This is a genomic window from Planococcus beigongshangi, from assembly GCF_016820495.1.
GTDB lineage: Bacteria > Bacillota > Bacilli > Bacillales_A > Planococcaceae > Planococcus > Planococcus beigongshangi.
Window position 1 is genome coordinate 112,348 of record NZ_JADHDU010000006.1, and the last position, 22,557, is coordinate 134,904.

The 22,557-nt window shown below is 46.7% G+C and carries 22 protein-coding genes and 1 pseudogene; 19 read left to right on the forward strand and 4 right to left on the reverse strand.

Annotation, left to right across the window (positions count from 1 at the left end; genetic code table 11):
• The first annotated feature begins 179 nt into the window (after window positions 1-179).
• The 11 genes and pseudogenes from IQ294_RS13285 to IQ294_RS13335 all read left to right on the forward strand — a co-directional run bounded on the left by IQ294_RS13285 (window position 180) and on the right by IQ294_RS13335 (window position 10,401).
• Window positions 180-1,448: a S8 family peptidase gene (locus IQ294_RS13285; protein WP_203334536.1), complete on the forward strand. Its 1,269-nt coding sequence runs from the start codon at window positions 180-182 to the stop codon at window positions 1,446-1,448.
• Between the two features lie 136 nt (window positions 1,449-1,584).
• On the forward strand, window positions 1,585-2,823 hold the full coding sequence (locus IQ294_RS13290) for a helix-turn-helix domain-containing protein (protein ID WP_432419961.1): 1,239 nt from the start codon (window positions 1,585-1,587) through the stop codon (window positions 2,821-2,823).
• A gap of 6 nt (window positions 2,824-2,829) precedes the next feature.
• Complete coding sequence (locus tag IQ294_RS13295; protein WP_203334537.1) at window positions 2,830-2,991, forward strand: hypothetical protein; 162 nt, start codon at window positions 2,830-2,832, stop codon at window positions 2,989-2,991.
• A gap of 123 nt (window positions 2,992-3,114) precedes the next feature.
• Complete coding sequence (locus tag IQ294_RS13300) at window positions 3,115-3,771, forward strand: reverse transcriptase-like protein (RefSeq protein WP_203334538.1); 657 nt, start codon at window positions 3,115-3,117, stop codon at window positions 3,769-3,771.
• 98 nt (window positions 3,772-3,869) lie between these two features.
• Window positions 3,870-4,289 (forward strand): organic hydroperoxide resistance protein, encoded by a 420-nt coding sequence (locus IQ294_RS13305; protein WP_203334539.1) that lies wholly within the window; start codon window positions 3,870-3,872, stop codon window positions 4,287-4,289.
• 18 nt (window positions 4,290-4,307) lie between these two features.
• On the forward strand, window positions 4,308-4,745 hold the full coding sequence (locus IQ294_RS13310; RefSeq protein WP_203334540.1) for a MarR family winged helix-turn-helix transcriptional regulator: 438 nt from the start codon (window positions 4,308-4,310) through the stop codon (window positions 4,743-4,745).
• A 32-nt stretch (window positions 4,746-4,777) separates the two neighbouring features.
• Window positions 4,778-5,257: a glutathione peroxidase gene (locus IQ294_RS13315; RefSeq protein WP_203334541.1), complete on the forward strand. Its 480-nt coding sequence runs from the start codon at window positions 4,778-4,780 to the stop codon at window positions 5,255-5,257.
• Window positions 5,258-5,435: 178 nt separating this feature from the next.
• Window positions 5,436-6,239 carry a DUF4397 domain-containing protein gene (locus IQ294_RS13320; protein ID WP_203334542.1) on the forward strand — a complete coding sequence of 268 codons (804 nt, stop codon included), beginning with the start codon at window positions 5,436-5,438 and terminating at the stop codon, window positions 6,237-6,239.
• A gap of 31 nt (window positions 6,240-6,270) precedes the next feature.
• Window positions 6,271-6,858, forward strand: coding sequence for a class F sortase (locus IQ294_RS13325; RefSeq protein ID WP_238942835.1), 588 nt, complete (start codon window positions 6,271-6,273; stop codon window positions 6,856-6,858).
• Window positions 6,859-7,087: 229 nt separating this feature from the next.
• Entirely contained in the window at window positions 7,088-9,190 is a 2,103-nt protein-coding gene (locus IQ294_RS13330) for a sensor domain-containing protein (RefSeq protein ID WP_255536302.1), read from the forward strand.
• A 132-nt stretch (window positions 9,191-9,322) separates the two neighbouring features.
• Window positions 9,323-10,401 (forward strand): annotated as a pseudogene (locus IQ294_RS13335) (threonine aldolase family protein).
• Window positions 10,402-10,441: 40 nt separating this feature from the next.
• On the opposite strand, the gene IQ294_RS13340 reads toward IQ294_RS13335, so the two are convergent.
• Both IQ294_RS13340 and IQ294_RS13345 read right to left on the reverse strand, forming a co-directional pair.
• Window positions 10,442-11,221, reverse strand: a complete 780-nt coding sequence (locus IQ294_RS13340; protein ID WP_203334545.1) for an alpha/beta fold hydrolase — start codon at window positions 11,219-11,221, stop codon at window positions 10,442-10,444.
• An 88-nt stretch (window positions 11,222-11,309) separates the two neighbouring features.
• Entirely contained in the window at window positions 11,310-11,861 is a 552-nt protein-coding gene (locus IQ294_RS13345) for a TVP38/TMEM64 family protein (RefSeq protein WP_203334546.1), read from the reverse strand.
• Between the two features lie 219 nt (window positions 11,862-12,080).
• Here IQ294_RS13345 and IQ294_RS13350 point away from each other — a divergent pair, with 219 nt between their 5' ends.
• Window positions 12,081-13,322 (forward strand): cysteine desulfurase-like protein, encoded by a 1,242-nt coding sequence (locus IQ294_RS13350; protein ID WP_238942836.1) that lies wholly within the window; start codon window positions 12,081-12,083, stop codon window positions 13,320-13,322.
• 47 nt (window positions 13,323-13,369) lie between these two features.
• On the opposite strand, the gene IQ294_RS13355 is transcribed toward IQ294_RS13350, so the two are convergent.
• Window positions 13,370-14,104, reverse strand: a complete 735-nt coding sequence (locus IQ294_RS13355) for a YqcI/YcgG family protein (RefSeq protein WP_203334548.1) — start codon at window positions 14,102-14,104, stop codon at window positions 13,370-13,372.
• 185 nt (window positions 14,105-14,289) lie between these two features.
• On the opposite strand from IQ294_RS13355, the gene IQ294_RS13360 reads away from it, so the two are divergent.
• Window positions 14,290-14,748 (forward strand): HEAT repeat domain-containing protein, encoded by a 459-nt coding sequence (locus tag IQ294_RS13360; protein ID WP_203334549.1) that lies wholly within the window; start codon window positions 14,290-14,292, stop codon window positions 14,746-14,748.
• A 219-nt stretch (window positions 14,749-14,967) separates the two neighbouring features.
• On the opposite strand, the gene IQ294_RS13365 is transcribed toward IQ294_RS13360, so the two are convergent.
• On the reverse strand, window positions 14,968-15,552 hold the full coding sequence (locus IQ294_RS13365) for a biotin transporter BioY (RefSeq protein WP_203334550.1): 585 nt from the start codon (window positions 15,550-15,552) through the stop codon (window positions 14,968-14,970).
• Between the two features lie 179 nt (window positions 15,553-15,731).
• Here IQ294_RS13365 and IQ294_RS13370 point away from each other — a divergent pair, with 179 nt between their 5' ends.
• The 6 genes from IQ294_RS13370 (at window position 15,732) to IQ294_RS13395 (ending at window position 22,557) form a co-directional block, all read left to right on the forward strand.
• Complete coding sequence (locus IQ294_RS13370; RefSeq protein ID WP_203334551.1) at window positions 15,732-17,327, forward strand: glycoside hydrolase family 13 protein; 1,596 nt, start codon at window positions 15,732-15,734, stop codon at window positions 17,325-17,327.
• Window positions 17,328-17,383: 56 nt separating this feature from the next.
• Entirely contained in the window at window positions 17,384-18,259 is an 876-nt protein-coding gene (locus tag IQ294_RS13375) for an ROK family protein (RefSeq protein ID WP_203334552.1), read from the forward strand.
• A 4-nt stretch (window positions 18,260-18,263) separates the two neighbouring features.
• Window positions 18,264-19,337 carry a sn-glycerol-3-phosphate ABC transporter ATP-binding protein UgpC gene (locus IQ294_RS13380; protein ID WP_203334576.1) on the forward strand — a complete coding sequence of 358 codons (1,074 nt, stop codon included), beginning with the start codon at window positions 18,264-18,266 and terminating at the stop codon, window positions 19,335-19,337.
• 147 nt (window positions 19,338-19,484) lie between these two features.
• Window positions 19,485-20,786 carry an ABC transporter substrate-binding protein gene (locus tag IQ294_RS13385; RefSeq protein ID WP_203334553.1) on the forward strand — a complete coding sequence of 434 codons (1,302 nt, stop codon included), beginning with the start codon at window positions 19,485-19,487 and terminating at the stop codon, window positions 20,784-20,786.
• A gap of 95 nt (window positions 20,787-20,881) precedes the next feature.
• A complete protein-coding gene (locus IQ294_RS13390; protein WP_203334554.1) occupies window positions 20,882-21,742 on the forward strand; it encodes a carbohydrate ABC transporter permease in 861 nt (286 codons plus the stop codon).
• Window positions 21,742-22,557 (forward strand): carbohydrate ABC transporter permease, encoded by an 816-nt coding sequence (locus IQ294_RS13395; RefSeq protein ID WP_203334555.1) that lies wholly within the window; start codon window positions 21,742-21,744, stop codon window positions 22,555-22,557. Before IQ294_RS13390 ends, IQ294_RS13395 begins: the two co-directional genes overlap by 1 nt.

Here is a 22,557-nt window from a genome sequence, read left to right on the forward strand (position 1 = left end):
GGGTATAAGTACCTAATTTTATATCCCGATTCCTGTTAATTGCCAGTTTTCAACAGATTATTTCCCAATTACGGATACTCTAATTTTCTGATAACGTGTTAAGTGTGGCAGGGGTCGAGCGGGACGCCGCAACACCGGATTTATAGCCATAAATAATTCACGGGATAGGAGATTGATGTATGAAGAGATCAGGAAAGATTTTCACAACAGCCATGTTGGCCATCACTTTAATGATGCCGGCAATGGGAGTCAGCGCAAACGACGGAGATTCGGTTGCAAAAAACGGCAATAACGAAAAATTCCGGGTTCTGGTTGAATCAAACAATGAGAAGAACCTAAGCAATGCCAAAGAACAATACGGAGTGCAATGGGACTTCGCCGGTGAAGGATTTACAACTGAAATGAATGAGAAACAATATAATGCACTGAAAAAGAATAAGAACCTCAATTTAGAAAAAGTGCCGGAACTTGAAATCGCTACGACTTCTTCGAAGCCTGAAGCGACTTACAATGCAATGGCAGCTTCCCAGTCGACACCATGGGGCATCAAGGCGATCTACAATAATAATACGCTTACCCGCACAAGCGGCGGCAGCGGGATCAATATTGCAGTTCTTGACACAGGCGTCAATATCAACCACCCGGATCTGCGCAATAATGTAGAACAGTGCAAAGACTTCACTGTCGGCACAACCTTCACAAATAACAGCTGTACAGATCGCCAGGGCCACGGGACGCATGTCGCGGGTTCAGCTCTAGCTGACGGAGGCACTGGAAATGGCGTTTACGGCGTTGCGCCGGATGCAGACTTATGGGCTTATAAAGTGCTTGGTGATAACGGTTCCGGTTATGCCGATGATATCGCGGCAGCTATTCGACACGCAGCTGATCAGGCTACTGCCCTTAATACAAAAGTTGTCATCAATATGTCTTTGGGGTCTTCAGGGGAAAGCAGCCTGATTACGAATGCAGTGAATTATGCATACAATAAAGGCGTACTTGTCATTGCAGCTGCAGGTAACGAAGGGCCTTATCAAGGGTCGATCGGATATCCGGGTGCTTTGGTGAATGCGGTAGCGGTAGCAGCTCTTGAAAACAGAGTGCAAAACGGCACGTTACGAGTTGCAGATTTCTCGTCACGCGGCTATAGCCGTACAGACGGAGATTATGTAATCCAAAAAGGTGACGTTGAAATTTCAGCACCTGGTGCGTCGATCTACTCCACTTGGTACAACGGAGGATATTCGACAATCAGCGGAACTTCAATGGCATCACCGCATGTAGCCGGCCTTGCGGCGAAAATCTGGGCGACATCTCCGTCAGCTTCGAACGTAGCTGTAAGAGGTGAACTGCAAAGACTTGCCAAGGCAAAAGATATTAAATCCGGTACAGGTGCAGGAACCGGCGATGACTATGCATCAGGTTTCGGATTTGCAACTGTACAATAAATGAAAACTTCATTCGGCGGGGTTTTTCCCACTGGATGTTGTCAGTTGTTAAAGGGCATTGAAACGATAAAGGCAGTTCCGGTGTTGCGCCGGGGCTGTTTTTCTATGGTATTATTTACATATCGATGAAAAAAGGGTGAGGCTATTGAATATCGGTTCAGTTATCAAATATTACCGGTCAAAAAACAATTTGACGCAATCGCAGTTAGCCGATGGCATCTGTTCCATTTCTCATCTCAGCAAGATCGAATCGAATACATATACCCCGCACGAATCGACCATTGAAGCACTGCTGGCAAAAATGGGGGTCCAGTGGAAAACGGAATTGGCGAAAAGAAACCGGCTGGAACGTCAGCTGAATGAATTCACTGCGAGTTTATTGCATTACGATTTGGAGGAAATGGAGCGGCAATACAGTAAATTGCTGCAGGAAAATGAATACATCCAGTCGACAGATCTTGTAAATCAATATGAATTAATTAAATTCCGATATTATTTACTGATTGACGATCTGAATAGGGCAGAGCGTCAAAAAGAGATGCTGGAGCGCATCAAGAATTCTTTTGTGGAGTCGGAAGCATGGATGTACCAGCTTTTCCTTTCCCTGCATTATTCCATGGCGAATAAAAAAGAGATGGCGATGGAGCATGTCAATGCTCTCGAAGGCGGCATCCGCAGCATCCCGCAAAAATTCGAAGGGGAATTGTATTACCAGAAAGCCCGTCTGCTGATCATGCATGAGCAATATGAATTGTCAGCGCATTATGCGGAGCTGGCCGTACAGTATTTCAGGCTCAACTACAATTATATCCGCCTGCTTCATGCCCAGCTGCTCCTCGCCATCAATTACATGAGGCGCAACCTTCTGGTACAGGCTGGCGGACTGTTCGAAGTGCTGAAGCGCAATTCCAGGCTGACTGGCCAAAAAGAGCTGTACAATCAGACCCTGTATAATTTTGCGGAACTGCTGAAAACGAGGGAGGACCATAATCAGGCTTTCGATCTGCTGACCGAATTGCATGGCATATTGCCTCATGATACATACTTTTACAAGGCAGTACTCGTCAGCTTGATCGAGACGGCTGTCGAAGTAGGGGCCGATGCATGGGAATATGTTCGTGATTTACGCGAGCTGTCTGCCGGTCCAGAAGATGAATACTTCCTGTTATACTTAAACTACTTCGAGAAGCGAAATTTTTCCCAACCAGATCTTTTGTCTTATTCAGAAGAAAAAATGTTCCCATTTTTCAGAAATAATGGTTATATAAGAGAAAGCAAGAAAGTTGCTTTGGAACTCGCCGAACATTTCCAACGTGAAAAGAAATGGGAGAAGGCGATGTATTATCAATCTTATTACGATAGAAATGGAGGATGATCGATTATGAAAAAAGGCAAAATGATTTTATTGACCGGCTTGGCTGCGGCAATGATGGTTATGGGTGCATGGGCTCCCACTGCTACGCAGGTGGATCACTCCAATATTATGGTCGCTGACAGCGGCGCAGGACAATATTCGATTCCAACTATTTTACCTCCCCTGTAAAATAGAGGTTTGTTACAAAGCTCCCGGCTCAGGCCCCGGGAGCTTTTTTGTGTTTTCCGGCAGTTGTTTACCCACCGGCATAAAGGAAATAAAATAGTAATAGGTTAAAGGGGGAGATTGTCCATGAAAGTCAGGCTTGAATGGAAATACCAATCATCGAAAGGGCTGAATACCGTTTTCCGCTCCGACGAATTGACTGCCGGTGAAAGTGTGCTGATCGCAGAAGACATCGAACGGACAAAACGGGTGAAAGAGCTTGTTTTTATCGACAGCTTTGACGACAGCGTCTGGACCATGAAAGAAATGAAAGCATATCTGAAAAGCATTGAAACCGAACCGCATGATATCACGGTCTTTTTCGACGGGGGTTTTGATGTGCAGAACCGCAGCTCAGGCCTTGGCTGTGTCATCTACTACAGCCAAAATGGTAAAACTTACCGCCTTAGGCAAAATGCGCAAGTCGACTCATTAGTTTCAAATAATGAGGCAGAATATGTGGCTCTCCATCTTTGTGTGCAGGAACTCGAATATCTGGATGTCAAAAACATGCCGGTGCTTTTCAGCGGCGATTCAAAAATTGTGATCAACGGGATGCGCGGGGAATGGCCCGTTGTGGAAAAGGAATTGAACAGCTGGGCAGACCGCATCGAAAAGAAAATTGTCCAAATGGGCATACAACCTGAATATGCACTTATTCCAAGAAGGGACAATGCCGAAGCGGACAGGCTTGCAACCCAGGCATTGAAAGGGATTGATATCACGGGAACGAGCCTGGTTTGAACTGTTTTCCAATAATGGGTGAGCATATGGATTTACATCGTACACGATATAAAATATAGTGGATATTGAAAGAACCTTATCGAATGGAGGAATTCAATATGAAAGCACTATATGAAACGACGATCATCAATACAGGCGGCAGACAAGGCATGGCTTATTCGGAAGACAATATATTCAATGTGGATGTGGCTAAGCCGCCGGCGCTTGGCGGAGAACCGACGACTGCGACAAATCCGGAGCAATTATTCGCTGCCGGCTACAGTTCCTGCTTTAACAGTGCATTGGAATTAGTGCTCGAACGTGATAAGGTCGAGTTTGATAAAAGCGAAGTAAGAGCGACAATCTCCTTGCTGGGCGATAAAGAAAACGGCGGTGTAAAATTGGCGGCGAAACTCGAAGTTACGATCGAGGGCCTGGATGACGGGAAGAAACATGAATATGTGGAAAAAGCGCATCAATATTGCCCTTATTCCAAAGCCATCAAAGATTCGGTGGATGTGGAGATTGTCGTTCTTTAATAGAAGGGCGTGAAAAGAATGGAACTGGGATTAAAGCTGGAACAGCAATTATGTTTTGAAGTTTACAAAGCATCCAGTAATTTTACGAAAATGTATGCCCGGGTACTTGAACCGTATAACCTGACTTTCCCGCAATATCTGGTCCTTCTAGTACTGTGGGAAGAAAATCACTTGCTGACAAAAGAAATCGGGGAACGTCTCGGACTTGGAATCGGAACGCTGAATCCGATCATCAGCCGGATGATTGAACACGGCCGAATCTCCAAGAAGCAGTCGCCGGAAGATAAGCGGGCGTGGATCATTTCCCTGACAGAAAAAGCGGAAGCGGAACATGGCCCGATCAGCCAGGCAGTGTATGAAAAATTGGTCAGCTGCAATTTCCTGGACGTCAATGCATTGATGCTGATGAAAAACCTCAAACAGCTTAACGCTAATTTTGAAGAAATGGATCTATAAATGTCCGAGAAGAGCAAAGGAGTGAAAATCGTATGAGCAAACTCTATGAATTTACAGCTGTAAAACCGGATGGCAGTTCCTACCCGTTGAGTGAGTATGAAGGAAAGGCGATGCTGATCGTTAATACGGCGACAAAATGCGGTTTGCGTGACCAATTTGATGGACTTGAAAAGTTATACCAGAAATATCAGGATGAAGATTTTGTCGTTCTTGGGTTTCCGTCCGATCAATTCGGCCAGGAACTTGGGGACGGTGCGGAAGCGGAACAATCCTGCAGGACAACTTACGGCGTTTCTTTCCCCATGCACGAAATGGTGAAAGTCAATGGCCGTGAAGCGGATCCGCTATTCAAATACCTGACTGAAAACAGCAAAGGCTTTCTTGGCAGCAGCATCAAATGGAACTTCACCAAATTCCTCGTCGACAAAGAAGGGAATCTGGTCGCACGCTTCGGACCGAAAGACAAGCCGGAGGCATTTGAAAGCGAAATCCAAAATATATTGAAGAAATAAAGTGATGGACCCGGCAGCCCAGCTGCCGGGTTTTTATATGCCGAAAAAGGGCGGATGAAAGCGTTTTAAAAAATATTTTGAATTCGAGAGTTAATTGTTGCAATACATTAAAACATAAGTTATAAATAAGTTGTATATTAATTATACAAATATTAAACAGGAAGAAGGAATGGTTAACATGAAGAAAATTTTCGTCTCAGTATCCGTCGCATTTGCTTTGGTATTTTCACTGCTCGCAGCTGGAGTCATGGCAGAAGGCGATACTGCAAAATTGAGAGTGGTCCATGCATCACCTGACGCGCCTGCGGTAGATGTATACGTCAATGGCGACCTGACTTTGGAAGATGTGCCATTTAAAGCGGATTCCGGTTATCTGGATGTTCCAGCAGGCACACATAATGTAGAAGTTTTTGCAGCAGGAACAGAATATGCTGAAGGTGCTGCTGTTCTTCAAGCTGATCTTACTGTAGAAGCCGGTAAAGCTTATACAGTGGCAGCAGCAAATTTGGTGGAATCGCTTGAATTCGTCGTTGCTGAGGATTCAATGGAAGTAACTGAAGGAAAAACGAAAATCCGTGTTGGCCATCTATCTCCTGATGCTCCTGCAGTTGATGTAGGTGTAATTGGCGGCGACGCAGTGTTCAGCGGAGCAGAATTCCCGGGAATCACTGATTATGCTGAATTGGATGCTGGTACTTATGACCTTGAAATACGCCTTCCGGACGGAACACAAGTATTGCCGCTTGAAGGAACTGAACTTGCTGCAAATACTATATACAGTGTGTTCGCAGTAAATACAGTCGACTCATTAGAAGTGATCGCTTTGGTGGATTATGAAATGGCGGCTTCTCCGGACGGCATGCCATCAACCGGCCTAGGCATTCCTGAACAGAACCAAACAAATTGGATGTTAATGATTGCAGCACTTGCAGCTGTTGTTGCCGGTGGTGGAGTTGTAGTGAAAAAACGGTTTCAGAACTGATTTTCTCCTTATTTTGACTGGCGCAGTTTTATTGCTTGCCGGATGTCAGAATACAGAAGATGAAGTCGGTATCCGCACAGAAAATGTCGGCTTTGCCGCAGAACAGACACCCGTGACACCGGTGAAAACATCTCGGGCACCGGCTGAAAATCCGATCAATGCAGTAAAGAATGACGGGATTGCTCCAGAAAAGATAGCCATTCCTTCCATTGGAGTGGAAGCCGAAGTGCTGCACCTTGGAATCACCGATAATGGGGAAATGGCTGTGCCGTCAACAATCGATGAAGTCAGCTGGTTCGAACCCGGTTATGAGCCTGGGGGAAATGGACGGGCGGTGATTGCCGGCCATGTAGATGGCATCGACAGCCCGGCTGTGTTTTGGGACCTCTCAAAACTGGCGGCCGGTGATGAAATCATTGTAGAAGGCGAAGGCAGCCGGCTGGTGTTTAAAGTCTATGCCATGGAATCGGTCGAATTGGAGCTGGCGGATGTATCGTCGGTGTTCGGTTACAGGTCATCTCCTGAACTGGTGCTCATCACATGTTCCGGTGCTTACGACTCTGACCGCGGAACAAGGGCTGAGCGGCTCATTGTCTATGCTGAACTGATTGGACAATAAAGATGAAAAAAGCGTTTTCCGTAAAAGGGAAACGCTTTTTTCAATGTGTTATGGGGCTGGTGTGGAACAATTCGGTACATGGAAGTTGGTGGAAAATAAAACATAGAAATTTTAAGCAAATACTATTTTTGTGTTGGAGGATTTGGTATTATTAATTGCAATGCATAATTTTTTGTTATTTTTTAACTTATTCATTGCCAATCTAATAACTTTGGGAGGATACAGATATATGAAGGACGGGCATCACCCAAAGCCGGACAACTTACCACAAAGTATAAAATTCAACACCAGAGATAATGTCCCTATAGGAAACGAAGTTTTTGAATATATTGTTCAAAAAGTGCCTGTAAGCATGTATATAATAGAAAAAGAAAAATTCATCTATGTCAATGACTGCCTGTGTGGCTTGCTTAAGTATTCGGAAGATGATTTTTTGACAGGCAAAATCACCCTGGAAGATATTGTGCATCCAGAAGATATGCCGAAATTAAGAAAGCGGATTTCCGAGTTATCCAGTAAAAAGTCGAAAGCTGCACGTTACCGGGTCAGAGCGATGAAAAGCGACGGCTGTATGCTGTATGCTGAAATCCATTCAACCATTTCCGAAATGGATGGCAAACAGGTTTTTGTAGGAAGTGTCATCAATATTACGGAAGAAGTCCTGGCGAGAAAGAGCTTGAAAGACAGTGAAGAACGATTCAATTCACTCTTCTATGAGAATCCGGACGCCGTGTTTTCTTTTGATCGTGAAGGGAACTTCATCGATGTGAATCCAGGGGCAGTGGCGCTATCGGGGTATCCTTATCAGGAGTTGAGGAAGATGACCTTCATGCCCATGATTGCACCGGAGTTCTTGGAGAAGGCCGTGCATAATTTTCACGAAGCTTTAAAAGGTCATACGAACCGCTATGAAATCGATCTTTACAGAAAAGACGGCAAGCGCATCAATATCGAAGTGACTAACTTTCCGATGCAGCAGGCCGGCCAGATTACAGGGGCCTACGGCATTGCAAAAGACATCACCAATAAAAATGAACATAAGAGGCTGTTGGAAGAAATGACGTTCTTCGATCATTTGACTAAGCTGCCCAATCGTAAATTGTTCGAGGACCGGCTGATGCAGGCTTTGAAAATTTCGGGCAATTCCGGTACATCACCGGCTGTCCTGTTCTTAAATCTGGATCGATTCAAATACATCAATGATTTATTTGGTTATGAGTACGGGGATATCTTCCTTAAGGAAACAGCCATCCGCATGACGGAATGTGTGACAGAATCAGCTACTGTAGGGCGTTTTGCGGGAGATGAATTTGCTGTCCTCTTGCCGGATGCAAGCCGTGAATCGGCAATCGACTGTGCGAAAAAATTGAATGATAAACTGTCTGAACCTGTAGAAATTCTGGGCCAGCAATTGTCGTTGACGGCAAGTATCGGCATCGTCTTTGCAGAAAAAGTTCAGGATGATTTGATCAAACATGCTGAGGCTGCAATGCTTTATACAAAGAAACACAGTAAAAACAGCTATTCTCTTTTTTCACCGCAATTGAACACCGATAATGCGGATAAACTTACGCTCGAGCGGGAATTGAAAACTGCTCTTTCCAATGACGAATTCCTCATTCATTATCAGCCGATCATGGATTTGAAATCCCGGAAACTGGCTGCAATGGAGGCACTTATCAGATGGGACCATCCTGAACTGGGAATGGTGCCGCCTGATCAGTTCATACCGATTTCGGAGGACAGCCGGCAAATCATTGAAATCGGCCGATGGGTCCTCCGGACAGCCTGCTTACAAAACAAGAAATGGCAGGACCAAGGTTTTCCGCCGTTCCGCATCTGCGTGAACATCTCGATCATCCAGCTTCAGCAGCCGGATTTTGTCCAATTGGTCAAAAACATGTTGGACGAAACAGGGCTTGATGCCAAATGGCTGGAATTGGAAGTGACCGAAAGCATCCTGCTTGAAGATACAGAAGTTTTGAAGGAAAGGCTGGCGAATCTGAAAGCGTTGGGAATCTCGATCTCAATCGATGACTTCGGCACCGGCTTTACTTCGCTCAATTATTTGCGCCAGTTTTCATTTGATCGTGTAAAGATCGACCGGAGCTTTGTCCAGGATATCAATCATGACCTGAACGGCAAAGCCATCACTGCCACCATCATTGCGCTGGCGCATAGACTGGGGATGGAAGTGGTGGCCGAAGGGATTGAAGATGCTGTTCAATTGAAGTATTTGAGTGAAGAATTATGCAATGAAGGCCAGGGCTATTATTTCTGCCGGCCGAAAGCAGCGGACCTGCACGATTTACAGGACATCAATAATAGATAGAGTAGGAAGCCGGCTGGCCGCAGGAATGTGCGCAGAATGCCGGCTTTCTTTTTTTTTGATTTCACGGATCAATGGTATAGTGATGGATGTAGTAAGATTTTTCAGATAAAGGCGGTGGGTGAACTGAATAACATGGAATTGCTCAAAAAATCATTTGATGAAACAAGTTTTCAGCTGTCGGGCCATGGTCCGAGGAATGCGGGCGTATTAAAAAAGGCGTTTGAGGAAATTGAGGGGAAAGTTAAATCTGATATTTACGGAACAGGAGCTGCCATCAAAGATTTCGAAAAGAAGATGGCGACATTCCTGGGGAAAGAAAAAGCAGTGTTTTTCCCGAGCGGCACCATGGCGCAGCAGATTGCACTGCGAATCTGGTGCGATGAACAGGGGGCAGCAAAAGTCGCTTATCACCCGTTATCCCATTTGGAGATTCATGAAGAAGACGGCTTGAAGGAGCTGCACGGCATTGAATCCGTGCTGCTCACGGACCGCAATAAGGTGATCGGACTTGAAGACATCCGCTCCATGGAACCGGCGGTTTCCTGCGTGCTGCTCGAATTGCCGCAGCGTGAAATCGGGGGGCAGCTGCCGGATTATAAAACGCTGGAGGCGATTTCGGAATACTGCCGGGAAAATGGCGTGCGGCTGCATCTGGACGGTGCCCGGATATTGGAAACATTGCCTTTCTACAACCGGACGGCCGAGGAAATCTGCAGTCTCTTCGACAGCGTCTACCTGTCGATGTATAAAGGGATCGGCGGAGTGGCCGGTGCGATCCTGGCCGGAAGTGAATCGTTTACCAACCGGTCAAAAGTCTGGAAAAAACGTTACGGCGGTGATTTGATTTCACTTTATCCTTATATTTTCACGGCAGATTATTATTTCGATAAGCGCAAAGACAAGATGGGCGAGTATTACGAATCAGCCAAAAAGCTTGCTGCATTTTACAATTCCTGCGAAGGTGTTTCGACACTGCCGGAAGTTCCTGTGTCGAATATGTTCCATGTGCATATCCGTAAGCCGGCAGAAGAAGCTGCCCGAATCCTTGCTGAGGTACAGCAGGAATCGGGGGTGGGCTTATCGGGGTATGTAAGGAAATCGATGCAGCCAGCTGTTATTTTGAAGTCAGCCTCGGAGATCTGTATCCGACGGTTCCGCAGGAAGAATTGGAACGGGCATTTCAGCTGCTCGATGAAAAAATGAAAGCCTGACTATATCGAATGGAGAGGGGCGCCTCTCTTTTTCAATCTTTCAATCCGAACCAAGAAATTTTTCGACGACCCCGAGAAACAGTCGGACCTGTTCAACATTTGGCGCATGTCCGGAATCCTGGAATTCCATATAATCGGCATCCGGGATCAATACAGCCGTTTCCCGCCCTTTTGCAGGAGGATTCAAGCCATCGTATTTGCCGCTGATCACAAGTGTTTCGGCAGTGATCCTTTTCAGGTCACCCCGGAAATCAAAGTTTTTTAAAGCGTTGGCTGCGGCACCCTGCTGTTTATTTGTCAGCATCCGGCTCCTTTTGGAAATCTCTTTTTGCCAGGCATTGACGGTTTTCAGGTCATGAAAGATGAATTTCGACGAAAGATTCAATTTTTCCGTAATGCTCAGTCCGGCAAAATCTTCTTTATAGCGCTCGAACAATTCCGTCATGGACGATTGTGTTCCGAAGGATTTTGTGGCAGCGAGTATCAGCTTTTCCACGCGCTTCGGCTGTCTGATGGCGACACCCTGGGCGATATAGCTGCCCATTGAAATGCCGAGAACATAAACCGAATCGAGTCTAAGATGGTCGAGTAAAGCGACCGTATCTTCAATATGGTCTTCCAGTGTAAATTCCTCCGGCTTGTCGGATTCCCCGTGCCCGCGGGAATCGAGCGCGATAAGCCGGAATTTGTCTTTCAAGTACTCCATTTCCCGGTAGAACATCTGATGATTGCTGCTGAGCCCATGCAATAGCATCAGCGGTTTTCCTTTCCCCATATCTTCGTAAAACAGGCGGATTCCTTTATTGTTGAAAAATGGCATAATGATTCTCCTTTTCAAAACAGCTGTAACATCTTTATACCCATTTTCGAGGATAATAAAAAACCCCGCCATGACAGGCAGGGGAAATTTACTGTTGGACAGGGCCGGCTTTATGATATCTGTCGATTGCCAGAAACAAAGCAATCAGCACAAACAGGAAAGCGAGTGTCAGATACCACGGGAATTCAGTGATTGATTGTCCGAATGCTGTATAGACCACAGCGGGAAGCGTCAGGCCGAGGGCGGAATAATACATGTACTCCTTAAAACTTTTCGTCATATCCATCAGATAGAAACAAAGCAGCTGGAAATGGACGAAAGGCATGATGCGAAGAAGCATGACCTGACCGACGGTGAGCGTTCTGTCCGGAAAAATCCGATCTTTTAAATCCGTCATTTTATGATAGAAACGGGGCAGGCGTTTCAACAGGAAATACGTAATGGCGCTCATCAGCAATAAACCTGCAAAAGATAGCAGCGCACCATGGACGAATCCGAAGACAACACCGCCGGCGACACATACGGCGATTACAGGCAGAAACAGGAATGGCCTGATCAAATGTAGCAGTACGAAGAAAAAAGGGGCCATCCAACCGGCATTTTCAATGAAAACTTCAACCGATTTTTCAAATTGGTCCATAAAGGCCTCCTAAGGAATAGATAATGATGTCAATAAAGAAGGATAAAACATTAACCCTGTTCTGGCAAGCTTTTTGACTGGGAAACGGAATGGCCTGGACGCTGAAAAGGTGAAATGAAGAATATTTTGATAAACTGTGGAAGAAGGACTGTCCGTTCAGCCGAAGCCTGATCAACGGACCTTTCTGCAGCTATTAGGGGACAGTAAAACACTAAGGGGATGTTATACGTGAAATCGACAGAAACCGTTTTTCCAATCGAGCAGGTGCAGATGCAATTTCCGGCACTCGAACGAAAGTATAAAGAAAAACCGGCCGCTTATTTTGACGGCCCGGGAGGATCACAGGTCCTGCTTCAGTCAATCACTGCGATTTCCGGTTATATGCTGAGAGGCGGTGCAAATCTTCATGGCACTTTCCCGTCGAGCTGGGAGACGGAGCAAATCATTTCAGAAGCGAGGGAAACTGTCGCTGACTTTTTGAATGTGAAGCCGAACGAAGTTGCATTCGGCGCCAATATGACGACACTTACCATCGCGATCGCGAACGCACTCGGTAAAAATTTTAAAACGGGCGATGAAATCGTCGTGACAGAAATGGACCACCGCGCAAATGTAGACCCATGGCTGATGATGGCGGAGGACCGCGGTTTGACAGTGCGCTGGATCCCTGTAGACAAAGAAAAGCTTACGCTCGATATGAGCGATATCGGATCGTTGATCAATGATAAAACAAGGGTAGTGGCACTCGGCATGGCTTCGAACGCCATCGGCACGGTCGTGGATCTTGCACCTGCCGTCAAACGGGCAAGGGAAGTCGGTGCACTGGTGGTGGCGGACGCAGTCCATGCAGCCCCTCATCTTGTGATAGACCGTGATTCCCAGGATATCGATATCCTCCTGTGCTCTGTCTATAAATTCTTCGGGCCGCATATCGGCATTGCGGCAATCCGTGAAGATGTTTTTGAAAAACTGGCGCCATATAAATTGACGACATCGCCGACATATTATCCGGATAAACTCGAGACGGGGACTCAGAACCATGAAGGAATTGCCGGCATCCGTCCGGCCATCGAATTTTTCGCTTCATTCGGTGAGGGACAGACGCGCCGCGAAAAAATCGTATCCGGTTTCCATGTCATCGAGGAGTATGAAAACAAATTGGCGCAGCGTCTGCGGAGCGGCCTTGCAGAAATCGAAAAAGTGACTTTATGGCAGGCAGGGGAGGACGTGGCGAAAACACCGACAATCGCTTTTCAGGTTGAAGGGTATGAGCCGCAGGATGTGTGCGTGTTCCTTGCTGAAGAGCACAGCATTTTCACTGCTTCGGGCCATTTCTATGCATCGACGTTAGGCGACGTATTGGATGTCAATAAAACCGGCGGCTGGGTGCGGGCAGGACTGGCACCTTATAATACCGAAGAAGAGGTGGAACGTTTTATCTCTGCCATTGCATCTCTGTAAAATGAATTCCAGCAAAAAAAGCTTCGCAAACGCGAAGCTTTTTTTGCTTATTTCATCGCTTTATGTGAAAACGGACATTTCCCCTGGATGGGTTCACTGTCGTCGCCGATAAAGAATTGCTTCCATTCATTGTGCTCCGGATCGCCGAAATGGCTGATATCCGGATGCGTCGGCAGCTGGTCCCACTTCTCCACTCGCTGGCGGACTTTTTCGCGGGACATGATGCCGCCTTTTTCCGTACCTGTCAACCCTTCGAAGATGCGGCGCGGCTGGAAGCCGAGCACCATCGCATTGCCAAGGTCGCGCGTTTTCCGGCGTTTATAGGCGGGCGCATTGCCGAACACGAAAATCGGTTCGCCGTTAAAGACGAAATCCCATAGATAATGATCCGGATCTGTCGGTTTATCCGTCGGCCACTCCATTTCATCGACATTGTGGAGATATTGCAGGATTGCCCAAAATTCATCCCGGTACTGCTCCAGGCTGCCTTCCGTCTCAAATGGTTCCACAAATACGAAAAGTCCGTGCCGCTTATGTTTCGGGTCATTGAACAGGGACAGGAATTCTCCGACTGCAACAGGAAGCTGCGACCAGTCATCCCGGCTTATGTATGCGTATCTCAATTCACCTTTCAGTTCACCGCTCATTCCGAAATAACACGGGAATGTCTTGTCGGTGACGGTATGATGAAAGGTCCTGTATTCGTTTCTCAGCCACTCCGGCAGATCACTGCGTGTTTCAAAATCTTCTTTCGTCAATAAAGCCTTATATGCTGTCTGCATTTGTTCTCCTCCGATGCATTTAGAAGTCTTTATTTTTATTTCCTTAATCCTCCAAACTTAAACTTCGGCAGAAAATGAAAAAAGTGAAAGAGGACGAAAAAAATGGTACACTCTTAACAGCGATGTAATTTCGAACAAGAAATGCAGAACTCCATCCTTCGCAGAGAAGAATGAATAAAAGGAGAATGAACTTGACACACCATCAATACAAAGAAGAAACGCCGCCGAATTACGATGATTTGAAAAAAGCTGTCAACCGCATGGCCAACTGGAAGGAACGTTTGGCTGCTGTTGAGGAGCTTGCCAACTGGAAAACGGAACAGACTGTCAGCATCCTGACAAACCGTCTGAAAAATGACCCGGTTTATCAGGTGCAGGAAGCAGCGTATGATGCGCTGCAGAATTTCGGCGAAGAAGTTGAAATGCCGGAACGCAACGAACATGAACTGATCAAAGATGCCAATAAAGTGCTTGTCCGCATCAAGAAAAGTCTGCCTGCCAACCACAGCTACGAAGATTTCAAAGAGAAGCTGCAAAAAATGCGCAGCGACATCTATGATACGTATAAAGGCGACAAAGGTGAAGATTTTGAAAACTGGCTCCATGAAAAGTGGAAAGCCGCACCTGTCAGAACAAAACGATAATAACGAGCAAAACCGGTACGGGGATCTTTCCCGTACCGGTTTTTTTCATTGTCCAGTCTTATGCCTGTCGGAGCTGAATGGCCGTTATCGCTTTTCGGTGTCCAGACTCCAACGGGCCAACTCCTCGGGTCATAAGCTAATCCAGCTGCGCGGCCAAGGCCACTTCGCTGGCTCGTCTTATGCCTGTCGGAGCTGAACGGCCGTTGTCGCTTTTCTGTGCTACATGAATTTCTTGATGATCGGTTTGAGCCTGAAACCGAAAAGTCCGGCGAGCACCGCTAGGATCAGGTCTTTTGGCAGCGGCGGAACCATCCAGGCCCAGGCGAGGGCATACGTAAACCCTTCCGGTGCAGCGAACCATAATTTATAAGCCCCATACATCCAGTTCGTCCCGACGGCATAATTGATGACGAGTCCGGCTAGGGCAGCAGCGGCAAATCCTTTGCGCGTCGGAATTTTCTCAGCGATCAAGCCGACGACATAGGCAAGCAGGATAAAAGATAGGATAAATCCGAATGTCGGTGAAATGATGGTATCCATGCCGCCTGAAAATTTTGCGAAAACGGGTACACCGGCGAGGCCGATAAAAGTGTAGACCACCATAGCGGCAGCACCGAGCCTACTGCCGAGCAGGATCCCCGCAAGAATAGCAAAGAATGTCTGAAGCGTGATCGGCACGCCGCCGATGATCAGAAAAGATGTCAGGTTGGCACCGATCGCCATCAACGCTGAAAACATGCCGATATGGACTAATTTCAATGTTTTTGAATGATTTGCAGATCTGCTTTTCGTTATGGTAGTCATGAGGTCCTCCAATTTATGTATTAAACAAAGTATAATAAAGCAGGGAAAATGAGTCAACATAAATTATAAATGAGTTAACACATGATGCTTTTATTGAATTCATCTTTTAATCCACATTCCCAATTCCGAATGCTTCATGTTAGAATATTCCATGTTTACGAGATGAGAGGAGTGTTGGAATGACAGAATGGTGGAAAAAGGGAACAGTCTATCAAATTTATCCGAGAAGTTTCATGGATGCGAATGGTGACGGTGTCGGAGATATAAGAGGGATCATTCAGAAACTGGATTACCTGGAGGATCTCGGAATCGATATTGTCTGGCTGTCGCCGGTGTATGATTCACCTAATGACGACAACGGATACGATATCCGTGATTATCAAAAAATCATGGCTGAATTCGGAACGATGGAGGATTTCGATGAAATGCTCGAGCAGATGCACGCCCGCGGGATGAAATTGATGATGGATCTGGTCGTCAATCACACGTCCGATGAACATGGCTGGTTCAGCTCCAAACCCGAATATTACATATGGCGTGGCAAGCCGAATAACTGGAAGTCGTTCTTCAGCGGTTCAGCGTGGGAATTCGACGAACAGCGGCAACAATACTACCTGCATCTGTTCTCGAAAAAGCAGCCGGATCTGAATTGGGAAAATCCCGACTTGCGTGAATCGGTTTATGGAATGATGCGCTGGTGGCTTGATAAAGGTGTCGACGGTTTCCGGATGGATGTCATCAATCTGATTTCAAAAGATCCCGAGTTGCCTGACGCACCTGATGGAGACGGCGGACCGTATTACATGAATGGCCCGAAAATTCACGATTATCTGCAGGAGATGAACCGTGAAGTGCTTGCGGAGTACGATATCGTTACAGTCGGCGAAATGCCTGGGGCGTCGGTTGCGGATGCCGTCAATTATACGGATCCTGAGCGCAGGGAACTCAATATGATTTTCACTTTCGAACATATGGGGCTCGATCAGACTGGTGGAGAAAAATGGGATTTGAAACCGCTCAAATTGACCGACCTGAAACACAATATGGAACACTGGCAGCATGCCCTCCACAAGAAGGGGTGGAACAGCCTCTATTGGAACAATCACGACCAGCCGAGAATCGTTTCACGTTTCGGTGATGACGGAAAATACCGGATCGAATCGGCAAAAATGCTTGCAGCCTGCCTTCATTTCATGCAAGGGACCCCGTATATCTATCAGGGTGAAGAAATCGGCATGACGAATGTCCGCTTTGATTCGATCGATGAGTACCGGGACATCGAAACGCTGAATATGTATGACGAAAAACGGAGCGGGGGCGTTCCGCACGATACCATCATGCGATCGATCTATGTAAAAGGCCGCGACAATGCGCGGACTCCGATGCAGTGGAACGGTGATGCGAACGGCGGTTTTACAACAGGAACTCCGTGGCTCGGCGTCAATCCGAACTATAAGGACATCAATACATTGAACAAGGATGACGGAAATTCGATTTTTCAATTCTATAGAAAACTGATCCGCATGCGAAAAGAAATGGAGATCATCACGCACGGGAATTTCACTTTACTGCACCGTGACGATGACAGCGTATTTGCCTATACACGTGAATATGAGGATGAAAAACTGACTGTATACTGCAATTTTTCAGACCGCGAACAGCAATTCGATCTGCCGGACGGTGAACTTTTGATCGGCAATTACAATTCGCTGGAAAGCAACGAACTACTGGTTCTCCGGCCATATGAAACAGCCGTGTTCAATAAAAAATCCTAGAAAATGAAAAATTATCGGTTATGATAAGATTACTTCACTGATGGAGGAGGGACAGAATGGCAAATGTTTTGGGAGTGGATATCGGCGGCACAAAAATCCGCCTCGGCATCATTGACACTGCCGGCACACTGCTGTACGACGAAAAAATAGCGACGCAATTTCCGCTGTATACGTATTTGGAGGAAAATGTCCTCCGTCTTTTAAAGCAGTTTCCGGATGTTGAAGCAATCGGCATCGGCACGCACGGATTCGTCGATCCGAAGCTGGGGCGCATCATCTTTTCGACGGATGCTTTGCCGGGCTGGTCAGGCACTGCTGTCAAAGAGCAATTGGAGGCGGCCACCGGAAAACGGGTGGAAGTAGAAAACGACGCCAATTGTGCAGCATTGGCAGAAGCGAAGTTCGGAGCGGCAAAAGGGCTGGACCGGGTTGTCTGCTTGACGCTTGGCACAGGTCTTGGAGGCGGCATCCTTTGGGACGGTAAATTATTAAGCGGCGGTCCGAACGGCGGCGCAGCGGAACTTGGACATCTGACCTTATATCCGGGCGGCGCGGAATGTGCTTGCGGCCGTAAGGGCTGTTACGAGCAATACGTTTCCGGCACAGGTATTCAGCGGCGCATCCGTGAAGCGGGACTGGATATGAGCCCGCTTGAAATGTTCAAAGCAGCTGCCACGGACGAAAAATCTGCCGGATTGATGAAAGGGTTCGCTTATGATCTCGCAATCGTCATCAGTTCATTGCAGGCGGTTTTCGATATGCAAGCTGTCATCATCGGCGGTGGGGTATCGGAATCAGCCGACTACTGGTGGCCGCAATTGCAGGAAGAATTGAAACCTTTATTGCTCAACCCATTGAATATCCTTACAGCGGAATTCGGCAACGATGCCGGAGTACTTGGCGCTGCATTACTTGTACTGGAAGGAAAGTGAAATCGTGGCAAAATTATTGATGGATCAACTGACAAAAAGCTATGACAATAAAACACAGGCAGTGAAAGATTTTAATCTGGAAGTGGAAGACGGGGAATTCATCGTTTTCGTCGGACCGTCGGGATGCGGAAAATCGACAACCCTTCGCATGATTGCGGGACTTGAAGATATTACGTCCGGAACATTTTCGATCGACGGCAAAAAGATGAACGACATGGAACCGAAAGACCGCGACATCGCGATGGTGTTTCAGAACTACGCCTTGTATCCGCATATGACAGTCTATGAAAATATGGCATTCAGCCTGAAGCTGAAAAAAATGCCGAAAGCGGAAATCAAGGCGCGTGTTAAAAATGCAGCCGAAATTCTCGGATTGATGGATTACCTGAACAGAAAACCGAAAGCGCTGTCAGGCGGTCAGCGCCAACGCGTCGCACTCGGCCGGGCCATTGTGCGTGATGCGAAATTATTCCTGATGGATGAACCATTATCCAATCTCGATTCGAAGTTGCGCGTCCAGATGCGTACGGAAATTTCAAAACTTCACCAGCGCCTGAAAACGACGACGATTTACGTTACGCATGATCAGACGGAAGCGATGACGATGGCTACTCGGATTGTCATCATGAAAGACGGGGTCATCCAGCAAGTGGGCACGCCGAAAGAAGTATACGATCAGCCAGTCAACATGTTCGTTGCAGGATTTATCGGCTCGCCGGCCATGAATTTCTTCCCGGGCCGCATCGAAGGCGACTATTTTATTACCGGACAGACAAAATTGTGGATTCCGACAGGAGCGCTGCCTGAAGGCCAGGACAAAAAAGAAATCGTAATCGGTCTGCGCCCCGAGCATATCAGCCATACAGCTCACGTCGATGAAACGACAGTCAGCGTAAAACTGGACGTCGTGGAATTGATGGGATCTGAATACATGGTTTACGGAAAACTAGAAGATCAGCCGTTTGTCGGCCGTGTCGAAGCGAATATTGAACTCGAAGCAGGTATGGTATTCCCGATGGCATTCGATTTGGAAAAAGCGCGATTCTTCGATCCGGTCACCGAAGAAAGAATTAAATAAAAATTATTTTTTTGGATATTGTGCAAACGTTTTCACTATGATACGATACAAATAATTGGAAGTTGGAAACGCTTTATTCAGGAGTTTCCATTTTTATTTTTAGTCATTGTGCAAACGATTGCACAAAAATCGGAGGGGGACATATCCATGAAAGAGTTCACATTCAAAAAAGGATTGTTGGCTTCACTATTGGTTTCGGCAAGTTTACTTGCAGCATGCGGCAACGGAGATGATGAAGAAGGTTCGGCAGCAAGCGGAGACCAGGTAACAGTTGATGTATTTCAGTTCAAAGTGGAATTTAAAGACCAATTTGAAGATGTAGTGGCAGTGTATGAAAAAGAAAACCCCGATGTGAATATTGAAATTACGACTGTCGGCGGTGGAGAAGATTACGGGGCGGCGTTGCGCTCGAAATTTGCTTCAGGAAACGAGCCGGCGATCTTCAATATCGGCGGACCGCAGGATGTGGCGGATTGGCAGGACAGCCTGGCTGTTTTGACAGACACTGAGGCAGCAGGAGCTGCTTTGGACGGCACGCTTGATGGCGTAACAGTGGATTCCGACGTTCTCGGATTGCCTTATAACCAGGAAGGCTACGGATTTATCTATAATACGCGCTTGTTTGAAGAAGCCGGAGTCGATCCTGCTTCAATCACGGATTTTGCAAGTCTTGAAGAAGCGGTGAAAATCCTTGATTCGAAAAAAGAAGAACTTGAAATAGAATCTGTTTTCGCATTGCCAGCCAAAGAGAAATGGGTGACGGGCCTGCATTTGTCGAACACGTTCATCGCACCTGAATTCGACCACAATGTGTTGGGTGCGTATGACTCAGCAACAATCGATTTCACTTATTCAGATGCATTCAAGAAAATCGTTGACCTGCAAAATGAATATTCGAAACAGCCGACTGTGAGCCTGGATTATTCACAGCAGGTTGAAGAATTGTTCTCACTGGAACGCGTAGCGATGATCCAGCAGGGGAACTGGGCTTACGGTTCGATCGAAGGCATCGATCCTGAATTCGCTGAAAACGGCATCGACATGCTGCCGATCCCGGTTGACGGCTACGAAGAAGGCGGACTTCCTGTTGGCGTGCCGATGTACTGGGCAGTAAATAAAAACCTTGACGAAGAAGTGGTTGAGGCTTCAAAAGACTTCCTGGACTGGTTGTATACGTCTGATGCAGGTAAAACGGCTGTAGTGGAAGATTTCAAATTCATCCCTGCATACGAAGGCTACGACACTTCAAAAATCTCGGATCCGCTGTCTAAAGCGGTATACGATGCTTCTGAAGCAGGCGAGACAATCGGCTGGGTATTCATGGGCTATCCGACTGGATGGGGCGAAGACGAAGTCGGAGCAAGCATCCAGAAATACTTGAGCGATGAAGCGTCATGGGATGAAGTAATCGACTCAGCGAAAGCTGCATGGGAATCTAACAGAAAATAAAACAGTGAAATAAATAAGCTGGAGACCAGAACAAAGCAGCCTCTGTGCTGCTTTGTTTTGTTTAATCCGCTCATCTAAGAAAGGAAGGCGTCGCTATGCGTACGAAAGATTTTGCTTATTGGTTGTTCCTGGCCCCGGTTTTGATCGCTTTGACGCTGGTTGTTATCGTCCCGATGCTGCTGGGTGTCTATTATTCGTTCACCAGCTGGAACGGCATCACCACGGGGGAATTTGTCGGATTCCAAAACTACATCAATTTACTCCAGGATGAACGTTTCCTCGATTCACTATGGTTCACGACGAAATTCGCGATCGTTTCAGTCATCCTGATCAACTTCATCGGATTGTCTCTTGCGTTGATCGTGACATCCCGCATCAAAACGAGCAGCCTTCTGCGCACAACATTTTTCATGCCGAACCTGATCGGCGGGTTGATCCTCGGGTTTATCTGGCAGTTCATCTTCATCAAGGTGTTTGCGAGTGTCGGTGAAATGATCGGCATGGATAGCCTGCAGGTTTGGCTGTCTACGACAGAAACAGGCTTCTGGGGGCTTGTCATCCTAATGAGCTGGCAGATGGCCGGTTATATCATGGTCATTTACATAGCTTATCTGCAAGGTTTGCCGAAAGAACTGATCGAGGCTTCCGAAATCGATGGTGCAAATTCATTCCAGCGTTTCCGCTACATCGTCTTTCCGCTTGTGGCTCCTGCCTTTACTGTAAGTATGTTCCTGACGCTATCGAATACATTCAAACTATACGACCAGAACCTGTCCTTGACAGGCGGCGGACCTTATAATTCGACTGAGATGGTTGCTATGGAAATATTCAATACCGCATTCGTCCAGAATACATTCGCATATGCGCAGGCGAAAGCGATCATTTTCTTTGTGATTGTTGCAATTGTCGCATTGTTTCAGGTTTATTGGAATAAACGCCGGGAGGTTGAATTATAATGAGAAACAAGAGGAATTGGAAGATTGAGATTCTCGGCATCCTCCTCGCAATTTTGTGGCTCGTGCCATTTTATCTGATGTTCGTCAACTCATTTAAAACTAAAAAAGAGATTTTCATGGATGTGACGAGTCCGCCGGAGAAATGGAGTTTTGATAACTATATAACAGCTTTCAAGGAACTCGATTTTCTGCAGACGCTGTTCAATTCATTATTCATCACAGTAACAAGTGTGGTGCTGATCATCTTCTTCTCAGCGATGGCGGCTTATGCGTTGTCACGCGCGAAAAGCCGGATCAGCACGGTCCTGTTTTTCTTGTTCGTTGCTGCAATGCTGATCCCGTTTCAATCGGTCATGATTCCGCTGGTCACCGTATTTGGCCAGTTTGAAATGCTGAACCGGGGCGGACTGATCTTCATGTACATCGGATTCGGTGCGAGCCTGTCGATTTTCCTCTACCACGGGGCATTGAATAATATCCCGCGTTCGCTGGATGAGGCGGCACGTATTGACGGCGCCAACAGATGGCAGATTTTCTGGCATATCATCTTCCCGATGCTGAAGCCGATTACGGTGACAGTCGCTATCCTGAATATTATCTGGATATGGAACGATTATCTATTGCCGTCTCTGGTCATCAATAAAACAGGAAGCGAAACCATCCCGCTCAAAATGTTCTTCTTCTTCGGGGAATATACGAAACAATGGCACCTGGCGTTGGCTGGCCTGACCCTTGCGATCTTGCCGGTCATCATCTTTTATTTCTTCGCACAGCGCTCGATCATCAAAGGCGTATCGGACGGTGCCATAAAGTAA

What these genes read in the sequence shown, in the direction of transcription:
- IQ294_RS13305 (WP_203334539.1), top strand. Translation starts at nt 3,870, where the DNA reads ATGAAAGCACTATATGAAACGACGATCATCAATACAGGCGGCAGACAA.
- IQ294_RS13310 (WP_203334540.1), top strand. Translation starts at nt 4,308, where the DNA reads ATGGAACTGGGATTAAAGCTGGAACAGCAATTATGTTTTGAAGTTTAC.
- IQ294_RS13295 (WP_203334537.1), top strand. Translation starts at nt 2,830, where the DNA reads ATGAAAAAAGGCAAAATGATTTTATTGACCGGCTTGGCTGCGGCAATG.
- IQ294_RS13360 (WP_203334549.1), top strand. Translation starts at nt 14,290, where the DNA reads ATGAACTTGACACACCATCAATACAAAGAAGAAACGCCGCCGAATTAC.
- IQ294_RS13345 (WP_203334546.1), bottom strand. Translation starts at nt 11,861, where the DNA reads ATGGACCAATTTGAAAAATCGGTTGAAGTTTTCATTGAAAATGCCGGT.
- IQ294_RS13340 (WP_203334545.1), bottom strand. Translation starts at nt 11,221, where the DNA reads ATGCCATTTTTCAACAATAAAGGAATCCGCCTGTTTTACGAAGATATG.
- IQ294_RS13285 (WP_203334536.1), top strand. Translation starts at nt 180, where the DNA reads ATGAAGAGATCAGGAAAGATTTTCACAACAGCCATGTTGGCCATCACT.
- IQ294_RS13365 (WP_203334550.1), bottom strand. Translation starts at nt 15,552, where the DNA reads ATGACTACCATAACGAAAAGCAGATCTGCAAATCATTCAAAAACATTG.
- IQ294_RS13395 (WP_203334555.1), top strand. Translation starts at nt 21,742, where the DNA reads ATGAGAAACAAGAGGAATTGGAAGATTGAGATTCTCGGCATCCTCCTC.
- IQ294_RS13375 (WP_203334552.1), top strand. Translation starts at nt 17,384, where the DNA reads ATGGCAAATGTTTTGGGAGTGGATATCGGCGGCACAAAAATCCGCCTC.
- IQ294_RS13350 (WP_238942836.1), top strand. Translation starts at nt 12,081, where the DNA reads ATGTTATACGTGAAATCGACAGAAACCGTTTTTCCAATCGAGCAGGTG.
- IQ294_RS13370 (WP_203334551.1), top strand. Translation starts at nt 15,732, where the DNA reads ATGACAGAATGGTGGAAAAAGGGAACAGTCTATCAAATTTATCCGAGA.
- IQ294_RS13385 (WP_203334553.1), top strand. Translation starts at nt 19,485, where the DNA reads ATGAAAGAGTTCACATTCAAAAAAGGATTGTTGGCTTCACTATTGGTT.
- IQ294_RS13390 (WP_203334554.1), top strand. Translation starts at nt 20,882, where the DNA reads ATGCGTACGAAAGATTTTGCTTATTGGTTGTTCCTGGCCCCGGTTTTG.
- IQ294_RS13315 (WP_203334541.1), top strand. Translation starts at nt 4,778, where the DNA reads ATGAGCAAACTCTATGAATTTACAGCTGTAAAACCGGATGGCAGTTCC.
- IQ294_RS13355 (WP_203334548.1), bottom strand. Translation starts at nt 14,104, where the DNA reads ATGCAGACAGCATATAAGGCTTTATTGACGAAAGAAGATTTTGAAACA.
- IQ294_RS13330 (WP_255536302.1), top strand. Translation starts at nt 7,088, where the DNA reads ATGAAGGACGGGCATCACCCAAAGCCGGACAACTTACCACAAAGTATA.
- IQ294_RS13320 (WP_203334542.1), top strand. Translation starts at nt 5,436, where the DNA reads ATGAAGAAAATTTTCGTCTCAGTATCCGTCGCATTTGCTTTGGTATTT.
- IQ294_RS13300 (WP_203334538.1), top strand. Translation starts at nt 3,115, where the DNA reads ATGAAAGTCAGGCTTGAATGGAAATACCAATCATCGAAAGGGCTGAAT.